This window comes from Sphingobacterium daejeonense, from assembly GCF_901472535.1.
GTDB classification, from domain to species: domain Bacteria; phylum Bacteroidota; class Bacteroidia; order Sphingobacteriales; family Sphingobacteriaceae; genus Sphingobacterium; species Sphingobacterium daejeonense.
The window spans coordinates 3,444,925-3,464,088 of the sequence record NZ_LR590470.1 but is presented as its reverse complement, the minus strand read 5'-3'; the positions used below and the strand labels follow the sequence as shown (position 1 = coordinate 3,464,088).

Sequence of the window (19,164 nt, the reverse complement as noted above, 5' to 3'; positions counted from 1 at the left end):
AAATTGTTTATTCAAATGATTTATTAATTAATGCTTCTTGTTGTACTGCATGTTTTTTCATGTAGCCTGTTGCAGGACTTCCGCTTTCAGAACGTGAAATGTGTTCTGTGAACTCTAGATCAGTTCTGTTGAAGATACGGCAGTAATAAGGCCATGCACCCATGTTTTCGTTTTCTTCTTGTACCCAAATGAATTCAGTCGCTTTCTTGTATCTCGCACGGATTGCTTTCAATTGGTCTACTGGAGCTGGATATAATTGTTCGATTCTTACGATTGCAACATCTGTACGCTTGTCAGCTTGTTGTTTTTCTAACAAGTCGTAATAAATCTTTCCAGAACAGAAAAGCACGCGTTTTACAGTTGTTGGTTTTGCATAAGTATCATCAATAACTTCATGGAAGTTTTCTTTTGTGAAGTTATCAAGTTTAGATACCACTTTAGGATGACGAAGTAAACTCTTCGGAGTAAATACGATCAATGGTTTACGGAAATCTCTCACTAATTGACGGCGCAACAAGTGGAAATAGTTTGCTGGAGTTGTACAGTTTGCAATAATCATATTGTCGTTAGCACATAGTTCCAAGAAACGCTCGATACGTCCTGAAGAGTGTTCTGGTCCTTGACCTTCCATACCGTGAGGTAACATCATGACAAGACCGTTAGATCTTTTCCATTTAGTTTCTGCACTGGAAAGGTATTGGTCTACGATGATTTGAGCACCATTGTAGAAGTCACCAAATTGTGCTTCCCATACTGTTAGGGCTTGCGGATTTGCCAATGCATATCCGTATTCAAATCCTAATACAGCATATTCTGATAACAGGGAATTATAGATATTGAATCTTTCACCACCATTAACATTCGCCAATGGGATATACTTTTCTTCAGAATCTTCCAAAGTAAGGACAGCATGACGGTGTGAGAAAGTACCGCGTTGCACGTCTTGGCCTGAGATACGAACTCTTTTTCCTTCATCCAATAGAGTAGCATATGCCATTAATTCACCCATTGCCCAATCGTAGTTGTCATATTTAACCATGGCAGCACGATCTTCGAACAATTTAGAAATCTTACGGAAGAATTTTTTGTCCTTTGGTAGTGTTGTGATCTCGTTTGCTAATTTCAAGAATTCTTTAGCAGGAACTTTTGTGTCTACTTCTTCATAGATATCAGCTTTTTTCGCTGCGTGCAATCCTTTCCACGCCCCACCGAACATAGGGATTTCATCATCTAATTTGTCGGTTTTTTTGGCAATATCAAGTTGCTCTTGAAGATAGTCCTTAAATTCTTTTTCTACGTTTTTAGCGTATTCTTGATCAATTGATTTTTCATCCACTAATTTCTTAGCATATACATCTTTTGGATTAGGGTGTTTTTCAATTGCTTTGTACAACAATGGTTGAGTGAACTTAGGTTCGTCAGCCTCATTGTGACCATAACGACGGTAACATAATAAATCAATGTATACGTCGGTTTTATATTTTTGGCGATATTCAACGGCTAAGTTGATGGCATAAACCACAGCTTCTGCATCGTCCCCATTAACATGGAATACAGGGGATGAAGAAATCTTAGCTACATCAGTACAGTAGGTTCCTGAGCGAGCATCTTTGTAGTTTGTTGTAAACCCTACTTGGTTGTTAATAACGATATGGATTGTACCACCAGTACGGTATCCTTCAAGTTTAGACATCTGAGTTACCTCGTATACAATACCTTGTCCTGCGATAGCAGCATCACCATGGATTAGGATAGGAGCGATCTTGGAAGAGTCGCCATTGTATTTCATGTCGATTTTAGAACGTGTTATACCTTCTACGATTGGGTCAACAGTTTCCAGGTGTGAAGGGTTTGGTGCTAATGAAAGGTGAATTGATTTTCCGTCTTCGGTAGTTACGTCAGAAGAATAACCTAAGTGATATTTAACATCCCCTCCAAATTGTAATTCAGGATCTTCCTCAGCATACATTTTACCTTCGAATTCTGAGAATATTGTTTTGTAAGGTTTTCCCATGATGTTTGCCAATACGTTCAAACGACCACGGTGTGCCATTCCGATCATGAATTCTTGAATTCCTAGGCTAGCACCTTTTTCGATGACAGAATCCAATGCAGGGATTAAACTTTCAGCACCTTCAAGTGAGAAGCGTTTTTGTCCCAAGAACTTCGTTCCTAGGAAACTCTCGAAAATAACGGCTCTGTTTAATTTTCTGAAAATTCTTTTTTTCTGATCAACATCATATTGAGGTTGATTTCTGTCCGCTTCCATATGGTCTTGCAACCATTTAATTTTTTCTGGGTTACGGATGTATTTAAATTCAGCGCCGATTGAGCTACAATAGGTATCTTCGATTAGCTGACGGATGTCTCTTAATTTTGCAGGTCCTAAACCTACTTCTACACCAGCATTGAATACGGTATCCATATCAGCTTCTGATAAGCCGAATGTTTCCAATTCTTTTCCAGGGTAATATTTACGACGTTCACGAACAGGGTTCGTTTGAGTGAAAAGGTGTCCACGGTCTCTATAACCATGGATCATGTTTAGTACGTTGATTTCTTTTAGTGCGTGGTCTGAAACACCTTCTACAGATTCAACAGAACCACCTTCAGATGTTTGACCAAAGTCAAATCCTTCAAAAAACTTTTGCCAACCAAAGTCTACGGAATTTGGGTCAGCTTTGTAAGATTGATATAAACCGTCGATATAACTCGAATCGGCATTACTCAAAAATGTCAATTTGTCCATGTGGATTGGGGTGATAAAATTTTGCCAAATTTATAAATAATAAACATACTTTCCTGCATTTAATCGATATAAAATACAATGTTTTAGCATGTTTTTTCATCTAATTCGGTATGATAAAAAAATAATAGTCGATTTTTGATAAGCTTTGAAATTAATAAAGCTTTTTTCCTTAAAAGGATAACGTTAGAACATTTGTCTTCCTTATTTTGAAACATAGAATCTTTTTGCGAGTTCTTGCCAGTCCGAGCAGCTGTTTTCCTTTTCACTTGTTCCTACAGCGGCCATATGAGACCAAAACCCATAAGTTGTTGCAGGCGCAAAATCCAATAGATGTTCTTCAAAGAAGCTAGCTCCAGCAAGCCAATTGGATCCAATATCTTGGGTGAAATATTTTGAGATCAGTCTTCTTTCAGCATAGGTGATGTTACCTGTTGTAAGCAATGTTTGTATGCTGTCATCTACAGCTTCTTTACCAGTATTTGCAGAAGACCATTTCGCCACTAAATCTTGGTCAATAGACTCTGGGTTTTTCGCTGCTGGATTATTTCCGTTAATCTTAAAAAATATGTTTGGATATTTTTTGAGCATAAAGCGAAAATAATCTCTCCATAGGAGCATAGTCATAAGCCTATCATATCTTTTTTTGTTTTGACTCAATCCGGAAGATTGCATTCTATGGTAAACAAATATTGGAGATAAGGATCCTACAGCTATATATGGAGATATAAGCGAGAAATTTTCATTTCCAGCATAATTTGGGTCCAAGACTGTGTTTAATTTTTCAAAAGCAATATCTTCCCCACCTTCCATGTCTTTTTTAGGCATTTGGATGATTTCGTCTTCTGAGAATCCTAAATCTTGAAGAGAAGGTATCGATGTTTGTTCTAAATGTTGAGGGCTCTGGATAGAGGTTGGTGCATCCAATGGATTGCGTACAGAGCTTTCCCTTTCAATTTTTTTTCTGAAAATATTGAATTTGTCTGGTATGTCTTTGATCGGGAAGGGCAGATCCTCTTTATGGAATAGGGTGTGTCCAATAAAATGCCTTAGATTTATTTTGTTTTCCCAGAGTGCTGATTCTACCAATTCAGATATTTGCGTTTCACGAGAAGCGACCTCACGGTGATGGTAAACTTCCATTACTTCGTATTTAGCACATAGCTTGGGAAGGATTTCTTCAGGTTTACCTACAAAAGTCATAAGGTCACTATCCATGGATTGCAATTTCTCTTTAAGATGAGAGACGGATTCCAATTGGAATTGTGCCCTTTTTACTCCAGTCTTATAATTATGGAATTTGTTTTTGCTGTAATAACGTGGGTCGAAGAAGTAAATGGGAATAATCAAGTCGGATTTATTAATAGCTTCTGACAAAACTTCATTGTCATGGAGCCTTAAATCATTTCTAAACCAAACAAGAACTACTTTTTTGCTCATACTAATATCCCGAAATGCGTTAGTTAACAAATATACTTTATTCTATACGACTAGGGGCAAGATTCGGGTGAATTTTTACATGTGATAGACAATGTTGAAAATTGTTTATTTTTTATTTGTTTTGTAAAATTTTTAGAAAGTTTAAACAAACATTGTTTTTATGATGTTAGGATTTAAATAATTAATTAATCACAAAAAGTGTAGGAGAGATGGAAGTGTTATTATCTGGCTTGAATTCCTATTTAGGGAAGCGAGCAATGAGTAACTTGAGTAAGGAAGACTTTAATGTGCATGGAATTGTCAGGGACTTGGATCTGTTCAAGTCTCGGTTATTTGAGAAGATTACAGCAACTTTAGACAAAGTTGATTTATTGCGGAAAGGGAAGGAGTTTGATTCTTTTAAAATAGATTCTGGAATTGGATTGGCAATTTATATAACACATGTCCCAACGTTGGGCGAATATGTTAACCTTAATTTAGAGCTTATTACCTTACGGAACTTTATTGAGCTAACGAAGCTCAATGGGGGGCCGTCGAATTGTCTATATTGCACGGCTTATGGATAAGCCGTATATCAATGAAGTTGAAGCTTTGCTCAAAGTTTCCAATATTACGTATACGATTGTTCTAAAAAATCTAGCAATCGGAAAGGGAAGTGTCTTGGATAAATATATGCATCAATTGATCAACGGCAAGTATCTGCCATATGATAAATTTTTTGCAAACGTAAAATTCAACCCCATATCTTCCTTGGATCTTTTGCGTTGGATTTATAATGTTGATTGGGATAAGAATTTCATCAATGAGACTATTGAAATCGGTGGTTCGAGTACGGTAACTGTACAGGAAATGTATCGTTTGTACAAAAAAACGCTTTATCCTAACGCTGATGTTAAGAGTATTCTATTGCCTCATTTTATTATGAGCATGGTTTTCCAACAAGCATATCACATCCATAAAGAAGATGTCATAGAATTCAAAAGACTCATGGAGCGGGAATATCCAATTGATAATACCTCCTGGAAAAATACGATGTTGTTTTCATTTACTCCACTTGCCGAGGTCATTAAGCTAGATCAATAAATCAATAACCTTCTTTGATTGGTCCTATTAGTTTATATTTGTAGCTCTACGTGCTATTGCTATGGGATATAAAAGTTTACAGGAATGTGTTGTTGACCTGGAGAGGAATGGTCAATTGATTCGGATAAAAGAAAAGGTAGATCCATATTTGGAAATGGCTTCAATCCATATGCGGGTTTATGATGCTCAAGGTCCTGCCCTTTATTTTGAAAATGTGAAAGGGTCAAAGTTTCCAGCGGTTTCAAATTTGTTTGGAACGCTCGAGCGATCCAAGTTCATGGTTCGTGATACATTGGATCATGTGAAGAATCTCGTTGATGTCAAGATGAATCCGATGTCCGTATTAAAGAAGCCTTTGCAATATGCAGGTTCTTCAATGGTTGCATTAGGTGCCTTGCCTTGGAAAAAGAAGTCTTCAGCGCCAATTTTATATGGGCAGACCAAAATTTCTGCACTTCCTCAAATCGTTAACTGGCCAATGGATGGTGGTGCATTCGTCACGATGCCTCAAGTCTATACTGAAGACATCAGCAAACCGGGGATTATGAATGCAAACTTAGGAATGTATCGTATTCAGCTTGGTGGGAATGATTATATACAGGATCAAGAAGTTGGTTTGCATTATCAATTGCACCGAGGTATTGGTATCCACCAGACCAAAGCCAATGAACTAGGGAAACCATTAAAGGTAAGTATATTTGTTGGTGGTCCGCCTTCACACCCGCTTTCGGCGGTTATGCCCTTGCCTGAAGGTCTTTCTGAAATGTTGTTTGCAGGGGCATTGGGAAATCGCAGGTTTCGCTACTTTTATGATGAAGAGGGTTTTTGCATATCAGCGGATGCTGATTTTGTGATAACAGGTACGGTCTATCCTAATGAAAACAAGCCTGAAGGGCCATTTGGCGACCATATTGGCTACTACTCGCTAGTACATCCATTCCCATTGATGAAAGTTCACAAAGTTTATCACCGTAAAGATCCTATTTGGTCATTTACTGTTGTAGGTAGGCCACCACAGGAGGATACTAGTTTTGGAGCTTTAATTCACGAAATTACGGGGAATGCAATTCCACAGCAAATTGGAGGTTTACATGCCGTAAATGCAGTTGACCCTGCAGGAGTGCATCCTTTGTTGTTTGCTATCGGTAGCGAAAGATATACCCCTTATCAAAAGGTAGAACGCCCTCAAGAGGTGTTAACAATTGCCAATCAGATATTGGGTACCAACCAATTGAGCTTAGCTAAATACTTGTTTATATCTGCTTTTGAGGACAATCCAAAATTAGACATTCATAACATCCGTGATTTCTTTACACATATATTTGAAAGAATCGATCTGAGCAGGGATTTACATTTCTTGACCAATACGACCATTGATACCTTGGACTATACGGGAGATGGTCTAAATGCCGGATCTAAAGTGACATTTGCTGCTGTAGGCGACAAAAAAAGGGATTTAATCAAAGAATTACCAAGCAATCTTGACTTGCCTCGGCCATTTAACAATATTAAACTGGCTTTGCCGGGGATCGTAGTTGTAGATGGGCAATCATTTACAAGCTATGAAGAAGAATCAAAAATATTGGGCGACTGGTGCGAAGCAGCGAAAGATTGTGATTGGAACGGAATACAACTTATTGTATTGGCAGATGATGCAGGGTTTGCCGCAGAAAATGAGAATAATTTTGTGTGGGTAACTTTCACAAGATCTAATCCAGCATACGATATTTATGGAATTGACAGTTTTACCTCCCATAAACATTGGGGATGTCATGGTCCAGTTATCATCGATGCAAGGAGTAAGCCACATCACGCCCCTGATTTAATAAAAGATCCAGCAGTGGAAAGAAGGGTAGATGAACTTGGAGCTAAAGGAGGTTCCTTGCATGGAATAATTTAAGAGAAATACAAAATAAAGTTATAAACAGCCTATTAATTTAATAGGCTGTTTTTTTTTTGTTTAGCTTCCAGAATGTTAAACGTATATATTTTCAATAAAAAAGTTATTTATATACGAATTAATCAAAGAAACTTATTAAATATTATTAAATATTCAATAAAAATTAAAAAACATTATGAATTTAATTTTTATTTACTTTACTTTGTTTCATTAATTCATTGAAACATTAATATCATTTAAAAAATAACAATTGTATGTGCGGAATTGTCGGAGCATTTGAACTGAAACAACCCTTAGCATCCTTAAGGCCACAGGTCTTGGAAATGTCTAAACGTATTCGTCATCGCGGACCAGATTGGTCGGGGATTTACAGCTCAGAAAAGGCTTTGTTAGCTCATGAGCGTTTAGCTATTGTGGATCCAAAATCAGGAAGTCAACCATTATACAGTCCAGATGGGCAGGTTGTTCTTGCAGTAAATGGCGAGATCTATAATCATCAAGAGTTGCGAAATTCATTGCCGAATTATCAATTTTCGACACAATCTGATTCAGAGGTTGTATTAGCATTATATCTTGAAAAAGGCCAGAGTTTCGTTGAAGAGTTGAATGGGATCTTTGGATTTGCTTTATATGATGCTCGTGAGGATTCATTTTTTATTGCGAGGGATCAAATGGGAATTATCCCATTGTACTATGGCAAGGATGAATTTGGTCAATTCTTTGTGGCCTCAGAATTAAAATCATTAGAAGGTTTCTGTACTGAGATTGAGCAGTTTCCTCCAGGACATTATTTATACAGCAAAGAAAGTTTAGAGCCCCAACGTTGGTATAAACGAGAATGGGAAAGTTATGATGCTGTCAAAGACAATGAAACTGATATCGCAAAACTTCGCAAAGGACTTGAAGATGCGGTACATCACCAATTGATGTCTGATGTTCCTTATGGCGTATTGCTTTCAGGGGGTCTTGATTCTTCAGTTATTGCTGCGATTACCAAGAAGTTTGCATCAAAACGTATTGAATCTAATGATCAAGAAGACGCTTGGTATCCACAATTGCATTCTTTTGCCGTGGGATTGGTTGGTTCGCCAGATTTGGTTGCTGCTCAAAAGGCTGCTGATCATATCGGTACAATACACCACGAAGTAAACTTTACCATCCAAGAAGGACTTGATGCGATCAGAGATGTAATCTATCATCTTGAAACTTATGATGTAACTACAATTCGTGCCTCAACGCCAATGTATTTATTGGCAAGAGTAATCAAATCCATGGGTATAAAAATGGTTTTATCAGGCGAGGGTTCAGATGAGTTATTTGGAGGTTATCTTTATTTCCATAAGGCTCCAAACGCGAAAGAATTTCATGAAGAAACAGTTAGGAAGTTGAAAAAGTTATATCTATATGATTGTTTGAGAGCGAATAAATCATTGGCAGCATGGGGTGTTGAAGGTAGAGTTCCATTCTTGGACAAAGAATTCATGGATATTGCTATGACCATCAATCCTGAGGATAAAATGATCAGGGACGGGAGAATGGAGAAATGGGTTGTTCGGAAAGCCTTTGAGGATTATCTTCCGGAATCCATTGCTTGGAGACAAAAGGAGCAATTTTCTGACGGCGTTGGTTATTCATGGATCGATACACTAAAGGCGCAAGCTGAGCAAAAAGTATCAGATACTGAGTTTGAAACTGCTGCTTCACGTTTTCCTATCAACACACCAAAAAACAAAGAAGAATATTTATATAGAAGTATTTTTGAGTCGCATTTTCCTTCGGAAGCCGCGGCTAAAACCGTGCCTTCAGTTAAATCTGTGGCATGTAGTACTCCTGAGGCATTGGCATGGGATGCCTCTTTTCAAAACCTGAATGATCCATCGGGTCGTGCAGTAGCAAATGTCCATAACGAAAGTTATGACAAAAAACCCCAAACAATAGGGGCTTAAAACAGCGTTTTAATCATATCATATCAACTTGTATTAATTGTAGGCTGTAAGAAATTACAGCCTATTTTTTTTGCTTTCAATAATTGCTCCCAACGTAATTCCATATTGAGCTATGATATAGGTGGACATAATCATCAATCCAGAATTGGCGACATAGGCTACGAACTTGTCAACCGCCAATATGGAGTCGGAGACAATAAATAATAAGGCAGCAATAAATGTTATGATAAAGCTCCATAAACTCACAGTATGTTTCCTTGTAAATGCAAATATTGCCATTAAGGCAATGGTTATAATGTATAGGATTACAGGGATTTTCAATGGTCCCAGACTAGGCTCCAAGACAGAAAATAAATAATATGAATAAGTTGCAAGAACTCCTACCACCAAAATATAACCTTTATGTTTAACCAATAGTCTAGGGCTTGTTTGTTTCATGAAAGCAATAACATAGAGAATATGACCAATGAGAAAGGAGGCCAAGCCAAATACAAATTTATCCTGAAACATCAGGAAGGTATCTCCCAAACAACCGAAAAATAATCCTACTGCAATAATTTTATCAATATTCTTCTTTAACCCTGTCCCTTTATATAAAAGGAAGATCAACGCTAGGCAGATCAATGGTTTAGTAAAGAATCTGAGGTTTGGAAAGTTTGCAAAAACGGCATATAGATGAAGCAGTGCAAGGGCAAAAAATGCGATATGTAGTTTGTACTGCTTCATTTATGGTATTTAATTTTCGAGATTTCTGGCTTGTTTAGCTTTGTTCTTTTTCACCAAGACGTAACAGATATACAGAATGAGTAACCATGCTGGTATCAATTCTACGGAAATTTTGAGTCCTGTAAACCACATCATCATCAGTACGCCAAACAAAAACAACAGGCTAAAGTAATTGCTCAGAGGATATAGAATGGTTGGAAATTTTGTTTTGATTCCTTGAGCATCTTTTTTCTTTCTGAAGAACATGTGCGTCAATGTGATCATGATCCAGTTTATGATCAGGGCAGAAACAACCAGGGACATCAAGATTCCCAAAGCTTCTTTTGGAATTACCTTATTTATCACCACTGTGACTGCCACAATTGCTGCAGACACTAAAATAGCGTTAATTGGAGAGTGGTTTTTATTCAGTTTTTTAAGGAATTTTGGGGCATTCCCTTGTTCAGCCAATCCATATAACATCCTTGAATTACTATATACACAACTGTTATACACTGATAGAGCTGCGGTAAGTACAATTACATTTAAGGCATTAGCTATGATTGTTGTAAAATAGAATGTTTTTCCGAAGAGTTCAAACTGGAAACCTTTCAGGGTTGCGAAGACTTCCACAAATGGACTTGTTTCCGCAGTAATTGTTCTCCAAGGCATTAATGAAAATAGGATAAATAGGGCGCCAACATAAAAAACCAAGATTCTCCACAGTACTTGGTTTGTTGCTTTTGGGATATTCTTTTCTGGGTTCTCGGCTTCTGCGGCCGTTATTCCGACCAATTCCAGACCTCCAAATGAGAACATGATTATGACGAGTGCGGCGAGTAATCCTGAGTATCCGATATCTGCATTTCCACTGAGCCAACCATGTGGGAAGAATCCACCGTCATTATATAGGTTTTCGACTGTTGCCCGCTCACCTCCATTTCCAGACAGTAGGAGATATGTTCCGAATATGATCATCGCAATGATTGCGACGACCTTGATAATTGAGAACCAGAATTCTGTTTCTCCATACACTTTTACAGATGCTAGGTTAATAACATTGATTACCATAAAGAAAAACAATGAGGACGCCCATAAAGGTATTTCAGGCCACCAAAATTGGACATATTTTCCTATTGCGGTTAATTCTGCCATACTCACCAATATGTACAGCAACCAATAATTCCATCCTGATGCATAGCCTGCGAAGGGTCCCCAATAATTATTGGCGAAAGAGCTGAAGCTTCCGGAAATGGGCTCTTCGACGACCATTTCACCCAATTGTCGCATTATAAAGAAAGCGACCAAGCCAGCGATTGCATATCCTAATATAACAGATGGACCTGCTAAGATAGCTGCTTGTCCGACTCCTAAAAACAGACCTGTACCGATGGCTCCGCCTAATGCAATCAACTGTATATGTCTATTGCTAAGGCCTCTTTTAAGTTCTTTTTCGTTGTTTTCTTGCACTCTGAAGAAGGTTAATTCCTGATTATTGTTTCAAATTTCTGTTTTTCATTGACGTTACGCCGATAAAAGCCACAAGATAATTTTTTCATTTTAATTTTTGGGAATTTTATGAAATAAAGGCGTTGAAACTGGCAGGTGGTGGACACCTGCCAGGGCGAGTGACTGTCAGATGGGTACACCAGCTTGGTCGTTTAACTGGTAAGTGAGGACACCTGCCAGGGTGTGGGATTGTCAGATGGGTACACCGGCTTGGTCCGTTTAACTGGCAGGTGGGGACACCTGCCAGGGCGAGTGACTGTCAGGTGAGGACACCGACGTGGTCGTTTAACTGGCAGGTGGGGACACCTGCCAGGGCGAGTGATTGTCAGATGGGGTCACCGGCTTGTTCGTTGAAACTGACGGGTGAGAGGACCTGCCAGGGCGTGTACTTGGCAATTAGGATTCGGGCATGGCGTTGAAACTGTCAGGGAAGGACATCGGTCAGGCTGTTGATTCTGCTAGGTCTGAAGGTAGGTCCTACGAAAGGCTTCGAAGTTTAGATAAGTAATGGGTTTTGCTCAAAATAAAAATGTTCAGGGCTTGCCCTGAACATTTTGTCTTATGTCTTATGTCTTATGTCTACTGTCTAAAGTTTATCTATTTTCTCCACATCACATTTACATCCTTTTCCACAACCTGGCGTTTCTGATTTTTTGGAAAAGAAAGGTTTGAATATAACATACAATGCTATAATGAAAAGGGCGAAGATAATAATGTATTGAATAATTAGACTCATTACTTTAAGATTTGATATGCAATTAATGCTGCAACATATGCCAATCCTGTCATGAACAAGGTTTGTATTAAAGTCCATTTCCATGAACCTGTTTCCTTGCGCACTACACCGATGGTCGCCATACATTGCATTGCAAATGCGTAAAACAATAATAACGATATTCCTGAAGCAAAATTATAGGCAGGTTTACCTGTATTTGCATTAATTTCTGAACGCATACGAGTCAACAAAGATGATTTCTGACCTTCATCTTCAATATCGACATCAGGCCCCATGCTATAAACTACAGCCATGGTACCAACAAAAACTTCACGAGCAGCGAAAGATGAAATCAACCCAATTCCCATTTTCCAGTCATAACCTAATGGACGTACCAGTGGTTCTATTCCCATTCCAATATATCCTAAGAATGAATGCTCTAATTTGTAAGATCCGATTTCCATTTCCAACTCATCACCACTAAGGTTAGGGTTTGCTTGTTGTACGATTTCTTCGGCATCATAGAACTTCCTGTTAGGTCCAAAGTTTCCAAATACCCATAACACGATTGATATCATCAAGATAATCTTACCTGCTTCCCAAAGGAAACCTGATGCTTTGTCCCAAACATTGGTCATGACATTTTTCCAATCAGGCATTTTGTAGGTTGGGAGCTCAAAAATCAAAAACGATGATCTGATGCTTTTAATCACCTTGTTCAATATCCATGCTGAGGCCAATGCGCCTACTATCCCCAAGATATACATGATAAACAGGGTAATACCTTGCAGATTGAATCCTAAGAAGCTGTCATTTGGAATGATCAGTCCAATTATAACTATATATATTGGCAGTCTTGCGGAACATGTCATAAATGGTGTCACCAACATGGTCAAAAGACGTTCTTTGGGATTTTCAATATTTCTAGCTGCCATTACCGCTGGAATGGCACATGCCGCACCGGACATCAATGGTATTACAGATTTACCATTTAGTCCAAAAGGTCTCAAACCATCTGTCCATTAGGAATACAACACGGCTCATATATCCTGATTCCTCCATTAAGGACAGGAATAAAAATAGAATTACAATCTGAGGGACGAATATTACAATCCCGCCAATCCCGGCTACAATACCATCAATAAACAGGGATGATAATGGGCCTTCTGGCAACACAGTAGCTAAATATTCAGTTAATTCTCCGAAAGTGCCGTCGATCCAATCCATCAAGGGACCTGACCAACTGAAGATGGCTTGGAAAATCAAGAACAATAAGCCAAAGAAAATAACATATCCCAAGACTGGATGCAGCAAGATTTTGTCAATCTTGGATGTTGTGTCGAGGGTTTTATTTTCAGATTTATTTAATATCCCCTCAAGGTCCGCTGAAATTTTATCGTGCCTTATGAGGGATTCTGTTTTTTTGCATTTCATGCGTATCCAACTGATATTTGTCACGGATTGCTTTTAATGCATTTTGTTTATCAGCGGGGATATAGGAAACATTTTCCTGAGCTAAGTATTGCCAAGTAAGGTATTCAGTAGCTAAAGGAAATAATTTTTTAGCTTCATCCAATGCCGCAGTATATTTCTCTGGAATTTGGAAATTACCGATATAAATCGCTGGTTTTTCGTCCAATGAAGAGATAAGTTTATCCAAACCTTTTCCTGTTCGGGCATTAGTTTGATAAACTTTTGTTTTCAGATAAGCTTCTAATCTTGGGAAGTCGATATGTACGCCTTTGCTATCTGCTTCATCGATCATATTGACCACAAATATTGCTGGTAAACCCAGTTCTCTCGCCTGTTGATATAGGATTATCCCTCTTTTAATGGTAGAAGGTTCAGCAACCACGACTGTTAAGTCTGGCGTCAACTTGTTTTCCTTTTCACTTAATACCTTAAATACTATTTCTTCATCGAGGGAATTTGGAAATAAGGTATAAGTTCCTGGGAGATCAATAATATGATAGGTTTTGTTATTTGCTTTCAGAGAACCTTCTCTTTTTTCGACTGTAATACCGGGGTAGTTACCTACTTTTTGGTTTAATTTAGTAAGTCTATTGAATAGAGAGGTTTTACCTACATTGGGGTTACCAAGCAGGACAATATTAGGGTTTTCCATTATATAATTACTGCTGTGATAAGTTTTGCTTCAGATTTTCTGATTGCGATTAGTGCGTTGTTTTCCACTACATTAACGCAAATTGGGCCGTTTAATGGGGCTTTGTGCTTAACTTCAATGACGGAGCCTGGGTAGAAGCCCAATTCATAGAATTTTGCGGGGATTTCATTTGACTGGATAGCATTAATCTTAGCGATGTCTCCGATTTTTAATTTATCGAGGCTAATATTATTCGGCATTCGACGACAATTTTTTATGAGTTTTTAAAAAAAATCAATATTAGCAAAGATAAATAATTAAAATCTTTTAAATTGCGCATTAAGTCACACTAATGTATTATTAAATATGCCGAAGATCGAAGAATTGGTTAAAGTGAGGCAATTCGCTAGTCCTTGGCATCGCGCAACGATCAATATTATTTATACAAACAACTGGTTGAACGTGATGCTGGAGAAGAGGGCGGGTGCCAAACAAATCACCCTGCAGCAGTTCAATGTGTTGCGTGTTTTACGTGGGCAGTATCCGGATCCTGTTACAAACAATTTGTTAAAGGAGAGGTTACTCACCAAAACCCCTGATATCAGTAGGTTGGTGGATCGTATCGTAAGCAAAGGCCTTGTGTCTAGGGAAAAGAACAGCATAGACAAGCGCGCTGTTGATCTGTTAATCACAGACAAAGGATTAGAATTGCTTCAAGAAATCGAGAATGACATGATGCTGGACGATGTCCTGCCAGAGAACATTTCTGTAGATGATTGCTTGAAGCTAAGTGAACTATTGGATAAGTTCAGGGGTGTTATGGATGACCTGGATTATTAATGTTCATGATCATGATGGTCATGATCATGGTGTTCGTGGTCGTGGGTTTCTTCAGTTTTGTTCTGAAGGTCCATGATGATGGTGCGAATGATCATGACCTTCAAATAGAAAGTTTGCCATTGATACCAGTACTCCCAATAGTACGGCCAACATTTTCTTTTTGTTGAAAGTATGGTGATCTGCCGAGCCAGACTCGAATAATATCGTTGTAGAAATATGTAAGAAGATACCGATTACCACTGCCATTATTTTATCAAAATATTGTGCTACATTTCCGATTTCTCCTGCGCTGATTCCCTTACTTGTCAAGAAGCCAAGTGGAGTCATAGCCGCAAAAACAGCAATAAATAACACGATAGTTTGTTTTTTCAGTCTTGTACCTATCAACAAACTCCCCAATGCAAAGGCAGCAGGAATATGGTGGATTGCAATTCCAAACACCAATTCATTTCGATGTCCGGATGCTAAAGGGAATCCTTCTAAAAATGCATGCAAACATAAGCTGATTAAAATTGCAATAGGGAATGCTTGATGATGATGTCCATCTTTGTTATGATGAATATGGCCATGTTCAATTCCTTGTGAGAAGTGTTCTAAAATCAATTGGAACAAAAATCCGCCGAGAATGTATAAACCAATGATTTCACCTGGAGTTTGGTTACTGTGGTATACTTCAGGTATAAGATGCAATACAGTGATTGCAAACAAATATGCACCACTGAATGACAATACTAATTTTAACAATTGAGTGTTGTCACGTTTTACAAAAAACACTGCTATACCACTCAGTAATGCAGATAAAAATAAAATCGATACGATCAAGAAACTACTCATGCAGGTGATGTTGTTGGTTGGTTTTGGGGTTCGAAAAATTTAGGATAAAACCTTTTAAATAAATAGCCAGTTCCCAATCCGATTAGAGTTCCCAGTATTGCGCCGCAGAGAATGTCGAGCGGATAATGGACCCCTACATAGATTTGAGAAAAGGATATGGAAGCCGCCCATAGAATACATAGCCATAAGGTATGTTTCCATTTGCGACGGAACAATACAATCCAGAAAAATGCCATCGCGAAATGGTTTGTAGCATGGGAAGAAGTAAAGCTGAACCCAGATCCACAGCGAGCGCGCAAATTAACTTCGTTTTTGAACACGACATCATTGCATGGTCTAACACGCTTTACTGATTTTTTGATCAAGTGTGAAGACATGGAGTCTGAAATTCCAAAAGTCGCCAAGGTGCAGGCTACAATAAGAACCCCAGTTTTGCCATAGTGCTTGATAAAGAAAATGATCAAAAATAAGTAAAGAGGTGACCATGTGTAAGGGTTACGTAAAATAGGGAGTAACCAATCAAAAACTATATTGCTGAGTCCTTGATTGATTAATAGAAATAAATCTTGATCGAATTGAATTATTTTATCTAACATATTTTTGCAATAGAACAGTCTAATTTTTTTAATTAAACCAAATCTATAAAAATAAGATGTAATACCTTACTTAGAATCGTAAACGAAACAAAGTTGCAACAAAGATATACATAAGAAGGAAAAAAAGAATAAAAATCCTTAATAATTATTTAAATCCTTTATTTTTACCGGCGTTAAAAACATTGAACTTATGGCATTAATAAAATCTATTTCAGGAATTCGGGGTACCATAGGCGGTAAACCAGGTGATAATCTAACACCTGTTGACATTGTTAAATTTACTGCTGCTTACGGAAAAATCATTACAGAAAATGCGGAAAATAAAACTATTGTCGTAGGTAGAGATGCCCGTATCTCTGGAGAGATGGTTTCAAACTTAGTTATCGGTACACTTCAGAGCATTGGGGTAAATGTTATCGATTTAGGATTGTCGACTACACCTACTGTTGAGATCGCGGTTCCAAAATTAAATGCTGCGGGAGGGATTATTTTAACTGCATCCCACAACCCTGGACAATGGAATGCTCTAAAGTTACTGAACAGTAAAGGAGAGTTCATTGATGATGCTAAAGGCAAGGAAGTCCTTGAATTAGGTGAGCGTTTGAATTTTGATTTTTCGGAGGTTGATCAATTAGGGACTGTAACCAAAGATGATTCATTTCTTCAGAAACATATCGAGGATGTTTTGGCATTGGAATTTGTCGATGTTGAGGCTATTAAAAACGCAAACTTTAAAGTTGCAGTTGATGCAGTAAATAGTACTGGTGGTACTTTTATTCCAGAATTATTAAAAGCACTGGGTGTTGAAACAATTTATAAAATACATTGTGAGCCTAATGGTCATTTTCCTCATAATCCTGAACCTTTAAAAGAACATTTAACAGATTTATCAAAGGCCGTATTAGATAATGGTGCCGATCTGGGTATTGCTGTTGATCCGGATGTGGATCGCTTAGTTTTTATGATGGAAGACGGCGAGTTGTTTGGAGAGGAATATACTTTAGTAGCTGTTTCTGATTTTATCTTAGGTCAGAAAAAGGGCAATACGGTTTCCAATCTTAGTTCGACCCGAGCATTGAGAGATGTTACGGAGAAACATGGTGGTGAATATTTCGCAGCTGCAGTAGGAGAGGTCAATGTCGTTACTAAGATGAAAGAAGTAGATGCAGTAATTGGTGGCGAAGGTAATGGTGGCGTTATTTATCCAGCCTCACATTATGGTCGTGATTCTTTAGTTGGTGTTGCTTTATTTCTAACACATTTAGCTAAACTTGGAAAAAAAGTAACTGAATACCGTGCTGAACTTCCTCAATATTTTATGTCGAAAAATAAGATCACCCTTACTCCTGAATTGGACATCGATAATCTATTGGCAAAGATGCAGGAAAAATATGCTCATGAAAACCATTCGACCATTGATGGTTTGAAAATAGATTTTCCGAATGAATGGGTTCACCTTAGGAAATCAAATACGGAGCCTATTATCCGAATCTACTCTGAAGGTCCTACTCCAGAAGCAGCAGAATCCATTGCTCAAAAATCATGAATGAAATCCAAGAAATAGTGGGTTAACAACCACTAATAATAAAATAAATCCCTCAGAGAAATAATTTTCTGAGGGATTTATTATTTACAAAATTTGTTGTTACAATCAAAGCCAAAATAGATGTTATAACTCTCTATTTTAAGGAATATTTTTATTTTTGAAGCTATTCAGCTACAACGTATTATAGTATTTAATAAATTTGGCGAATAATTTAAAAATATTTCGCCATGAAGACCCATTTCTGCCTGCAAAGGTTATTAATTATCTTTTTTGTATTGTGTCTTTCATCGTGTGAGAAAGACCCTGATTACACTAATGTAATCGTTGATAAAGGATTGCAAGAAATCCAATTCAACACTGGATTTAAAGACCAAGAGATTCAATTGGAATCTGAGTCCTGGAAAGTAGAGTATGTAAGGACGATCAACCCTTCTCAGGTATTGTTGGATGTTAGGCAGCAACTCATGGCCTTAGGGAATGTAGGCAGAGTTGATTGTTCTAAAGGATTTATTTCTCTGGAGAAAAAAGCTGCTGATCCTACAAAGCTTTATGTTTCCATGACAGAGAATTTTTCTGAAGAACCACGTCGAATTTTAATCGGTATCAAAGACGAGAATACAGTAAGGCAAATCGAAATCACTCAAAGCACTGCTGCCAATTATGAAGTAACTGAGAAGATAGTGGAAGAAACTCCGAATAGTCTACAAGTAAATACTATTCGTTTAGCTGCTAAAACTATTACCAACAATACGAGCAATCCCATTGCTTTAAATACTCCTATTCAAGAGTATTTTGTAAATGTCAATAGTACTTCAGAATTTACGTCGCCAATAATAGGCACCTTCGATTATATACCAGCTCCAGACTCTTTGATCTCAATGATACCTCTGATGTATCAAGGTGTTACGTATTGGGATGAAAAAGTAAAGTTCAAAAAATGGACAACTACTACTCCTCACTTGATTCCAAATGGTAAATCACCTGTCAATAAGGTTGTAGCTCCAAACTCAAAATTGACCGTTTTTGGAGAGGTCACCTATGCATCTAGAGCTTGTACATTTGATATTACTGTTAAAAATAAAACTACAGGCTTTATAACTACAGTGAAGGGTAATTGGAAACAAAACATACCAATCAAAACAGAAATAAAGACCATTTAAATTCAATAATCACTTTTTTCAGAAATTATTTCTTTTTTAT

General features: G+C 37.7%; 17 protein-coding genes. 7 read left to right on the top strand and 10 right to left on the bottom strand.

Annotation, left to right across the window (positions count from 1 at the left end):
• Window positions 1-7: 7 nt before the first annotated feature.
• Window positions 8-2,749 (bottom strand): 2-oxoglutarate dehydrogenase E1 component, encoded by a 2,742-nt coding sequence (locus tag FGL31_RS16795; protein WP_138093134.1) that lies wholly within the window; start codon window positions 2,747-2,749, stop codon window positions 8-10.
• Between the two features lie 201 nt (window positions 2,750-2,950).
• Window positions 2,951-4,186, bottom strand: a complete 1,236-nt coding sequence (locus FGL31_RS16790) for a deoxyribodipyrimidine photo-lyase (protein WP_138093131.1) — start codon at window positions 4,184-4,186, stop codon at window positions 2,951-2,953.
• Window positions 4,187-4,395: 209 nt separating this feature from the next.
• On the opposite strand from FGL31_RS16790, the gene FGL31_RS16785 reads away from it, so the two are divergent.
• From FGL31_RS16785 to asnB, 4 genes are all read left to right on the top strand, one after another.
• Entirely contained in the window at window positions 4,396-4,752 is a 357-nt protein-coding gene (locus tag FGL31_RS16785; RefSeq protein WP_138093128.1) for a hypothetical protein, read from the top strand.
• On the top strand, window positions 4,745-5,269 hold the full coding sequence (locus FGL31_RS16780) for a Rossmann-fold NAD(P)-binding domain-containing protein (RefSeq protein ID WP_138093125.1): 525 nt from the start codon (window positions 4,745-4,747) through the stop codon (window positions 5,267-5,269). Before FGL31_RS16785 ends, FGL31_RS16780 begins: the two co-directional genes overlap by 8 nt.
• A 61-nt stretch (window positions 5,270-5,330) precedes the next feature.
• Window positions 5,331-7,169 carry a UbiD family decarboxylase gene (locus FGL31_RS16775; protein WP_138093121.1) on the top strand — a complete coding sequence of 613 codons (1,839 nt, stop codon included), beginning with the start codon at window positions 5,331-5,333 and terminating at the stop codon, window positions 7,167-7,169.
• Window positions 7,170-7,423: 254 nt separating this feature from the next.
• Window positions 7,424-9,115 carry an asparagine synthase B gene (gene asnB, locus FGL31_RS16770; protein WP_138093118.1) on the top strand — a complete coding sequence of 564 codons (1,692 nt, stop codon included), beginning with the start codon at window positions 7,424-7,426 and terminating at the stop codon, window positions 9,113-9,115.
• A 54-nt stretch (window positions 9,116-9,169) separates the two neighbouring features.
• Here the strand turns inward: asnB and FGL31_RS16765 are convergent, their stop codons facing one another.
• The 6 genes from FGL31_RS16765 to FGL31_RS16750 form a co-directional block, all read right to left on the bottom strand.
• Entirely contained in the window at window positions 9,170-9,841 is a 672-nt protein-coding gene (locus FGL31_RS16765) for a lysoplasmalogenase (RefSeq protein ID WP_138093115.1), read from the bottom strand.
• Between the two features lie 9 nt (window positions 9,842-9,850).
• The gene (locus FGL31_RS16760; protein WP_138093112.1) at window positions 9,851-11,290 is read right to left on the bottom strand and encodes an amino acid permease; all 1,440 of its coding nucleotides are present in this window, start codon (window positions 11,288-11,290) and stop codon (window positions 9,851-9,853) included.
• Window positions 11,291-12,064: 774 nt separating this feature from the next.
• Window positions 12,065-13,054 (bottom strand): nucleoside recognition domain-containing protein, encoded by a 990-nt coding sequence (locus FGL31_RS26285; RefSeq protein WP_232046878.1) that lies wholly within the window; start codon window positions 13,052-13,054, stop codon window positions 12,065-12,067.
• Complete coding sequence (locus tag FGL31_RS26280; protein ID WP_232046877.1) at window positions 13,029-13,358, bottom strand: hypothetical protein; 330 nt, start codon at window positions 13,356-13,358, stop codon at window positions 13,029-13,031. Before FGL31_RS26280 ends, FGL31_RS26285 begins: the two co-directional genes overlap by 26 nt.
• Window positions 13,359-13,437: 79 nt before the next feature.
• Window positions 13,438-14,169: a FeoB small GTPase domain-containing protein gene (locus FGL31_RS26275; RefSeq protein ID WP_232046876.1), complete on the bottom strand. Its 732-nt coding sequence runs from the start codon at window positions 14,167-14,169 to the stop codon at window positions 13,438-13,440.
• A complete protein-coding gene (locus FGL31_RS16750) occupies window positions 14,169-14,408 on the bottom strand; it encodes a FeoA family protein (protein WP_138093109.1) in 240 nt (79 codons plus the stop codon). The genes FGL31_RS26275 and FGL31_RS16750 overlap by 1 nt, the downstream gene beginning before the upstream one ends.
• Window positions 14,409-14,514: 106 nt before the next feature.
• Here FGL31_RS16750 and FGL31_RS16745 point away from each other — a divergent pair, with 106 nt between their 5' ends.
• Window positions 14,515-14,988, top strand: coding sequence for a MarR family winged helix-turn-helix transcriptional regulator (locus tag FGL31_RS16745; RefSeq protein ID WP_099371633.1), 474 nt, complete (start codon window positions 14,515-14,517; stop codon window positions 14,986-14,988).
• Between the two features lie 51 nt (window positions 14,989-15,039).
• Here FGL31_RS16745 and FGL31_RS16740 read toward each other — a convergent pair whose 3' ends face one another.
• The gene (locus FGL31_RS16740) at window positions 15,040-15,822 is read right to left on the bottom strand and encodes a ZIP family metal transporter (protein ID WP_138093106.1); all 783 of its coding nucleotides are present in this window, start codon (window positions 15,820-15,822) and stop codon (window positions 15,040-15,042) included.
• The gene (locus FGL31_RS16735; RefSeq protein ID WP_099371631.1) at window positions 15,819-16,418 is read right to left on the bottom strand and encodes a phosphatase PAP2 family protein; all 600 of its coding nucleotides are present in this window, start codon (window positions 16,416-16,418) and stop codon (window positions 15,819-15,821) included. Before FGL31_RS16735 ends, FGL31_RS16740 begins: the two co-directional genes overlap by 4 nt.
• Before the next feature lie 190 nt (window positions 16,419-16,608).
• Between FGL31_RS16735 and glmM the strand changes: the two genes are divergently transcribed.
• Window positions 16,609-17,964 (top strand): phosphoglucosamine mutase, encoded by a 1,356-nt coding sequence (gene glmM, locus FGL31_RS16730; protein ID WP_138093103.1) that lies wholly within the window; start codon window positions 16,609-16,611, stop codon window positions 17,962-17,964.
• A 227-nt stretch (window positions 17,965-18,191) separates the two neighbouring features.
• Window positions 18,192-19,124 (top strand): hypothetical protein, encoded by a 933-nt coding sequence (locus FGL31_RS16725; protein ID WP_099371629.1) that lies wholly within the window; start codon window positions 18,192-18,194, stop codon window positions 19,122-19,124.
• Window positions 19,125-19,164 lie beyond the last annotated feature (40 nt).

Excerpts from the sequence above, each read along its gene's own strand:
- FGL31_RS16785 (WP_138093128.1), top strand. The coding sequence starts at position 4,396 with ATGGAAGTGTTATTATCTGGCTTGAATTCCTATTTAGGGAAGCGAGCA.
- FGL31_RS16735 (WP_099371631.1), bottom strand. The coding sequence starts at position 16,418 with ATGTTAGATAAAATAATTCAATTCGATCAAGATTTATTTCTATTAATC.
- FGL31_RS16725 (WP_099371629.1), top strand. The coding sequence starts at position 18,192 with ATGAAGACCCATTTCTGCCTGCAAAGGTTATTAATTATCTTTTTTGTA.
- FGL31_RS26275 (WP_232046876.1), bottom strand. The coding sequence starts at position 14,169 with ATGGAAAACCCTAATATTGTCCTGCTTGGTAACCCCAATGTAGGTAAA.
- FGL31_RS16740 (WP_138093106.1), bottom strand. The coding sequence starts at position 15,822 with ATGAGTAGTTTCTTGATCGTATCGATTTTATTTTTATCTGCATTACTG.
- glmM (WP_138093103.1), top strand. The coding sequence starts at position 16,609 with ATGGCATTAATAAAATCTATTTCAGGAATTCGGGGTACCATAGGCGGT.
- FGL31_RS16775 (WP_138093121.1), top strand. The coding sequence starts at position 5,331 with ATGGGATATAAAAGTTTACAGGAATGTGTTGTTGACCTGGAGAGGAAT.
- FGL31_RS16780 (WP_138093125.1), top strand. The coding sequence starts at position 4,745 with ATGGATAAGCCGTATATCAATGAAGTTGAAGCTTTGCTCAAAGTTTCC.
- FGL31_RS16750 (WP_138093109.1), bottom strand. The coding sequence starts at position 14,408 with ATGCCGAATAATATTAGCCTCGATAAATTAAAAATCGGAGACATCGCT.
- FGL31_RS16795 (WP_138093134.1), bottom strand. The coding sequence starts at position 2,749 with ATGGACAAATTGACATTTTTGAGTAATGCCGATTCGAGTTATATCGAC.
- FGL31_RS16790 (WP_138093131.1), bottom strand. The coding sequence starts at position 4,186 with ATGAGCAAAAAAGTAGTTCTTGTTTGGTTTAGAAATGATTTAAGGCTC.
- asnB (WP_138093118.1), top strand. The coding sequence starts at position 7,424 with ATGTGCGGAATTGTCGGAGCATTTGAACTGAAACAACCCTTAGCATCC.
- FGL31_RS16745 (WP_099371633.1), top strand. The coding sequence starts at position 14,515 with ATGCCGAAGATCGAAGAATTGGTTAAAGTGAGGCAATTCGCTAGTCCT.
- FGL31_RS16765 (WP_138093115.1), bottom strand. The coding sequence starts at position 9,841 with ATGAAGCAGTACAAACTACATATCGCATTTTTTGCCCTTGCACTGCTT.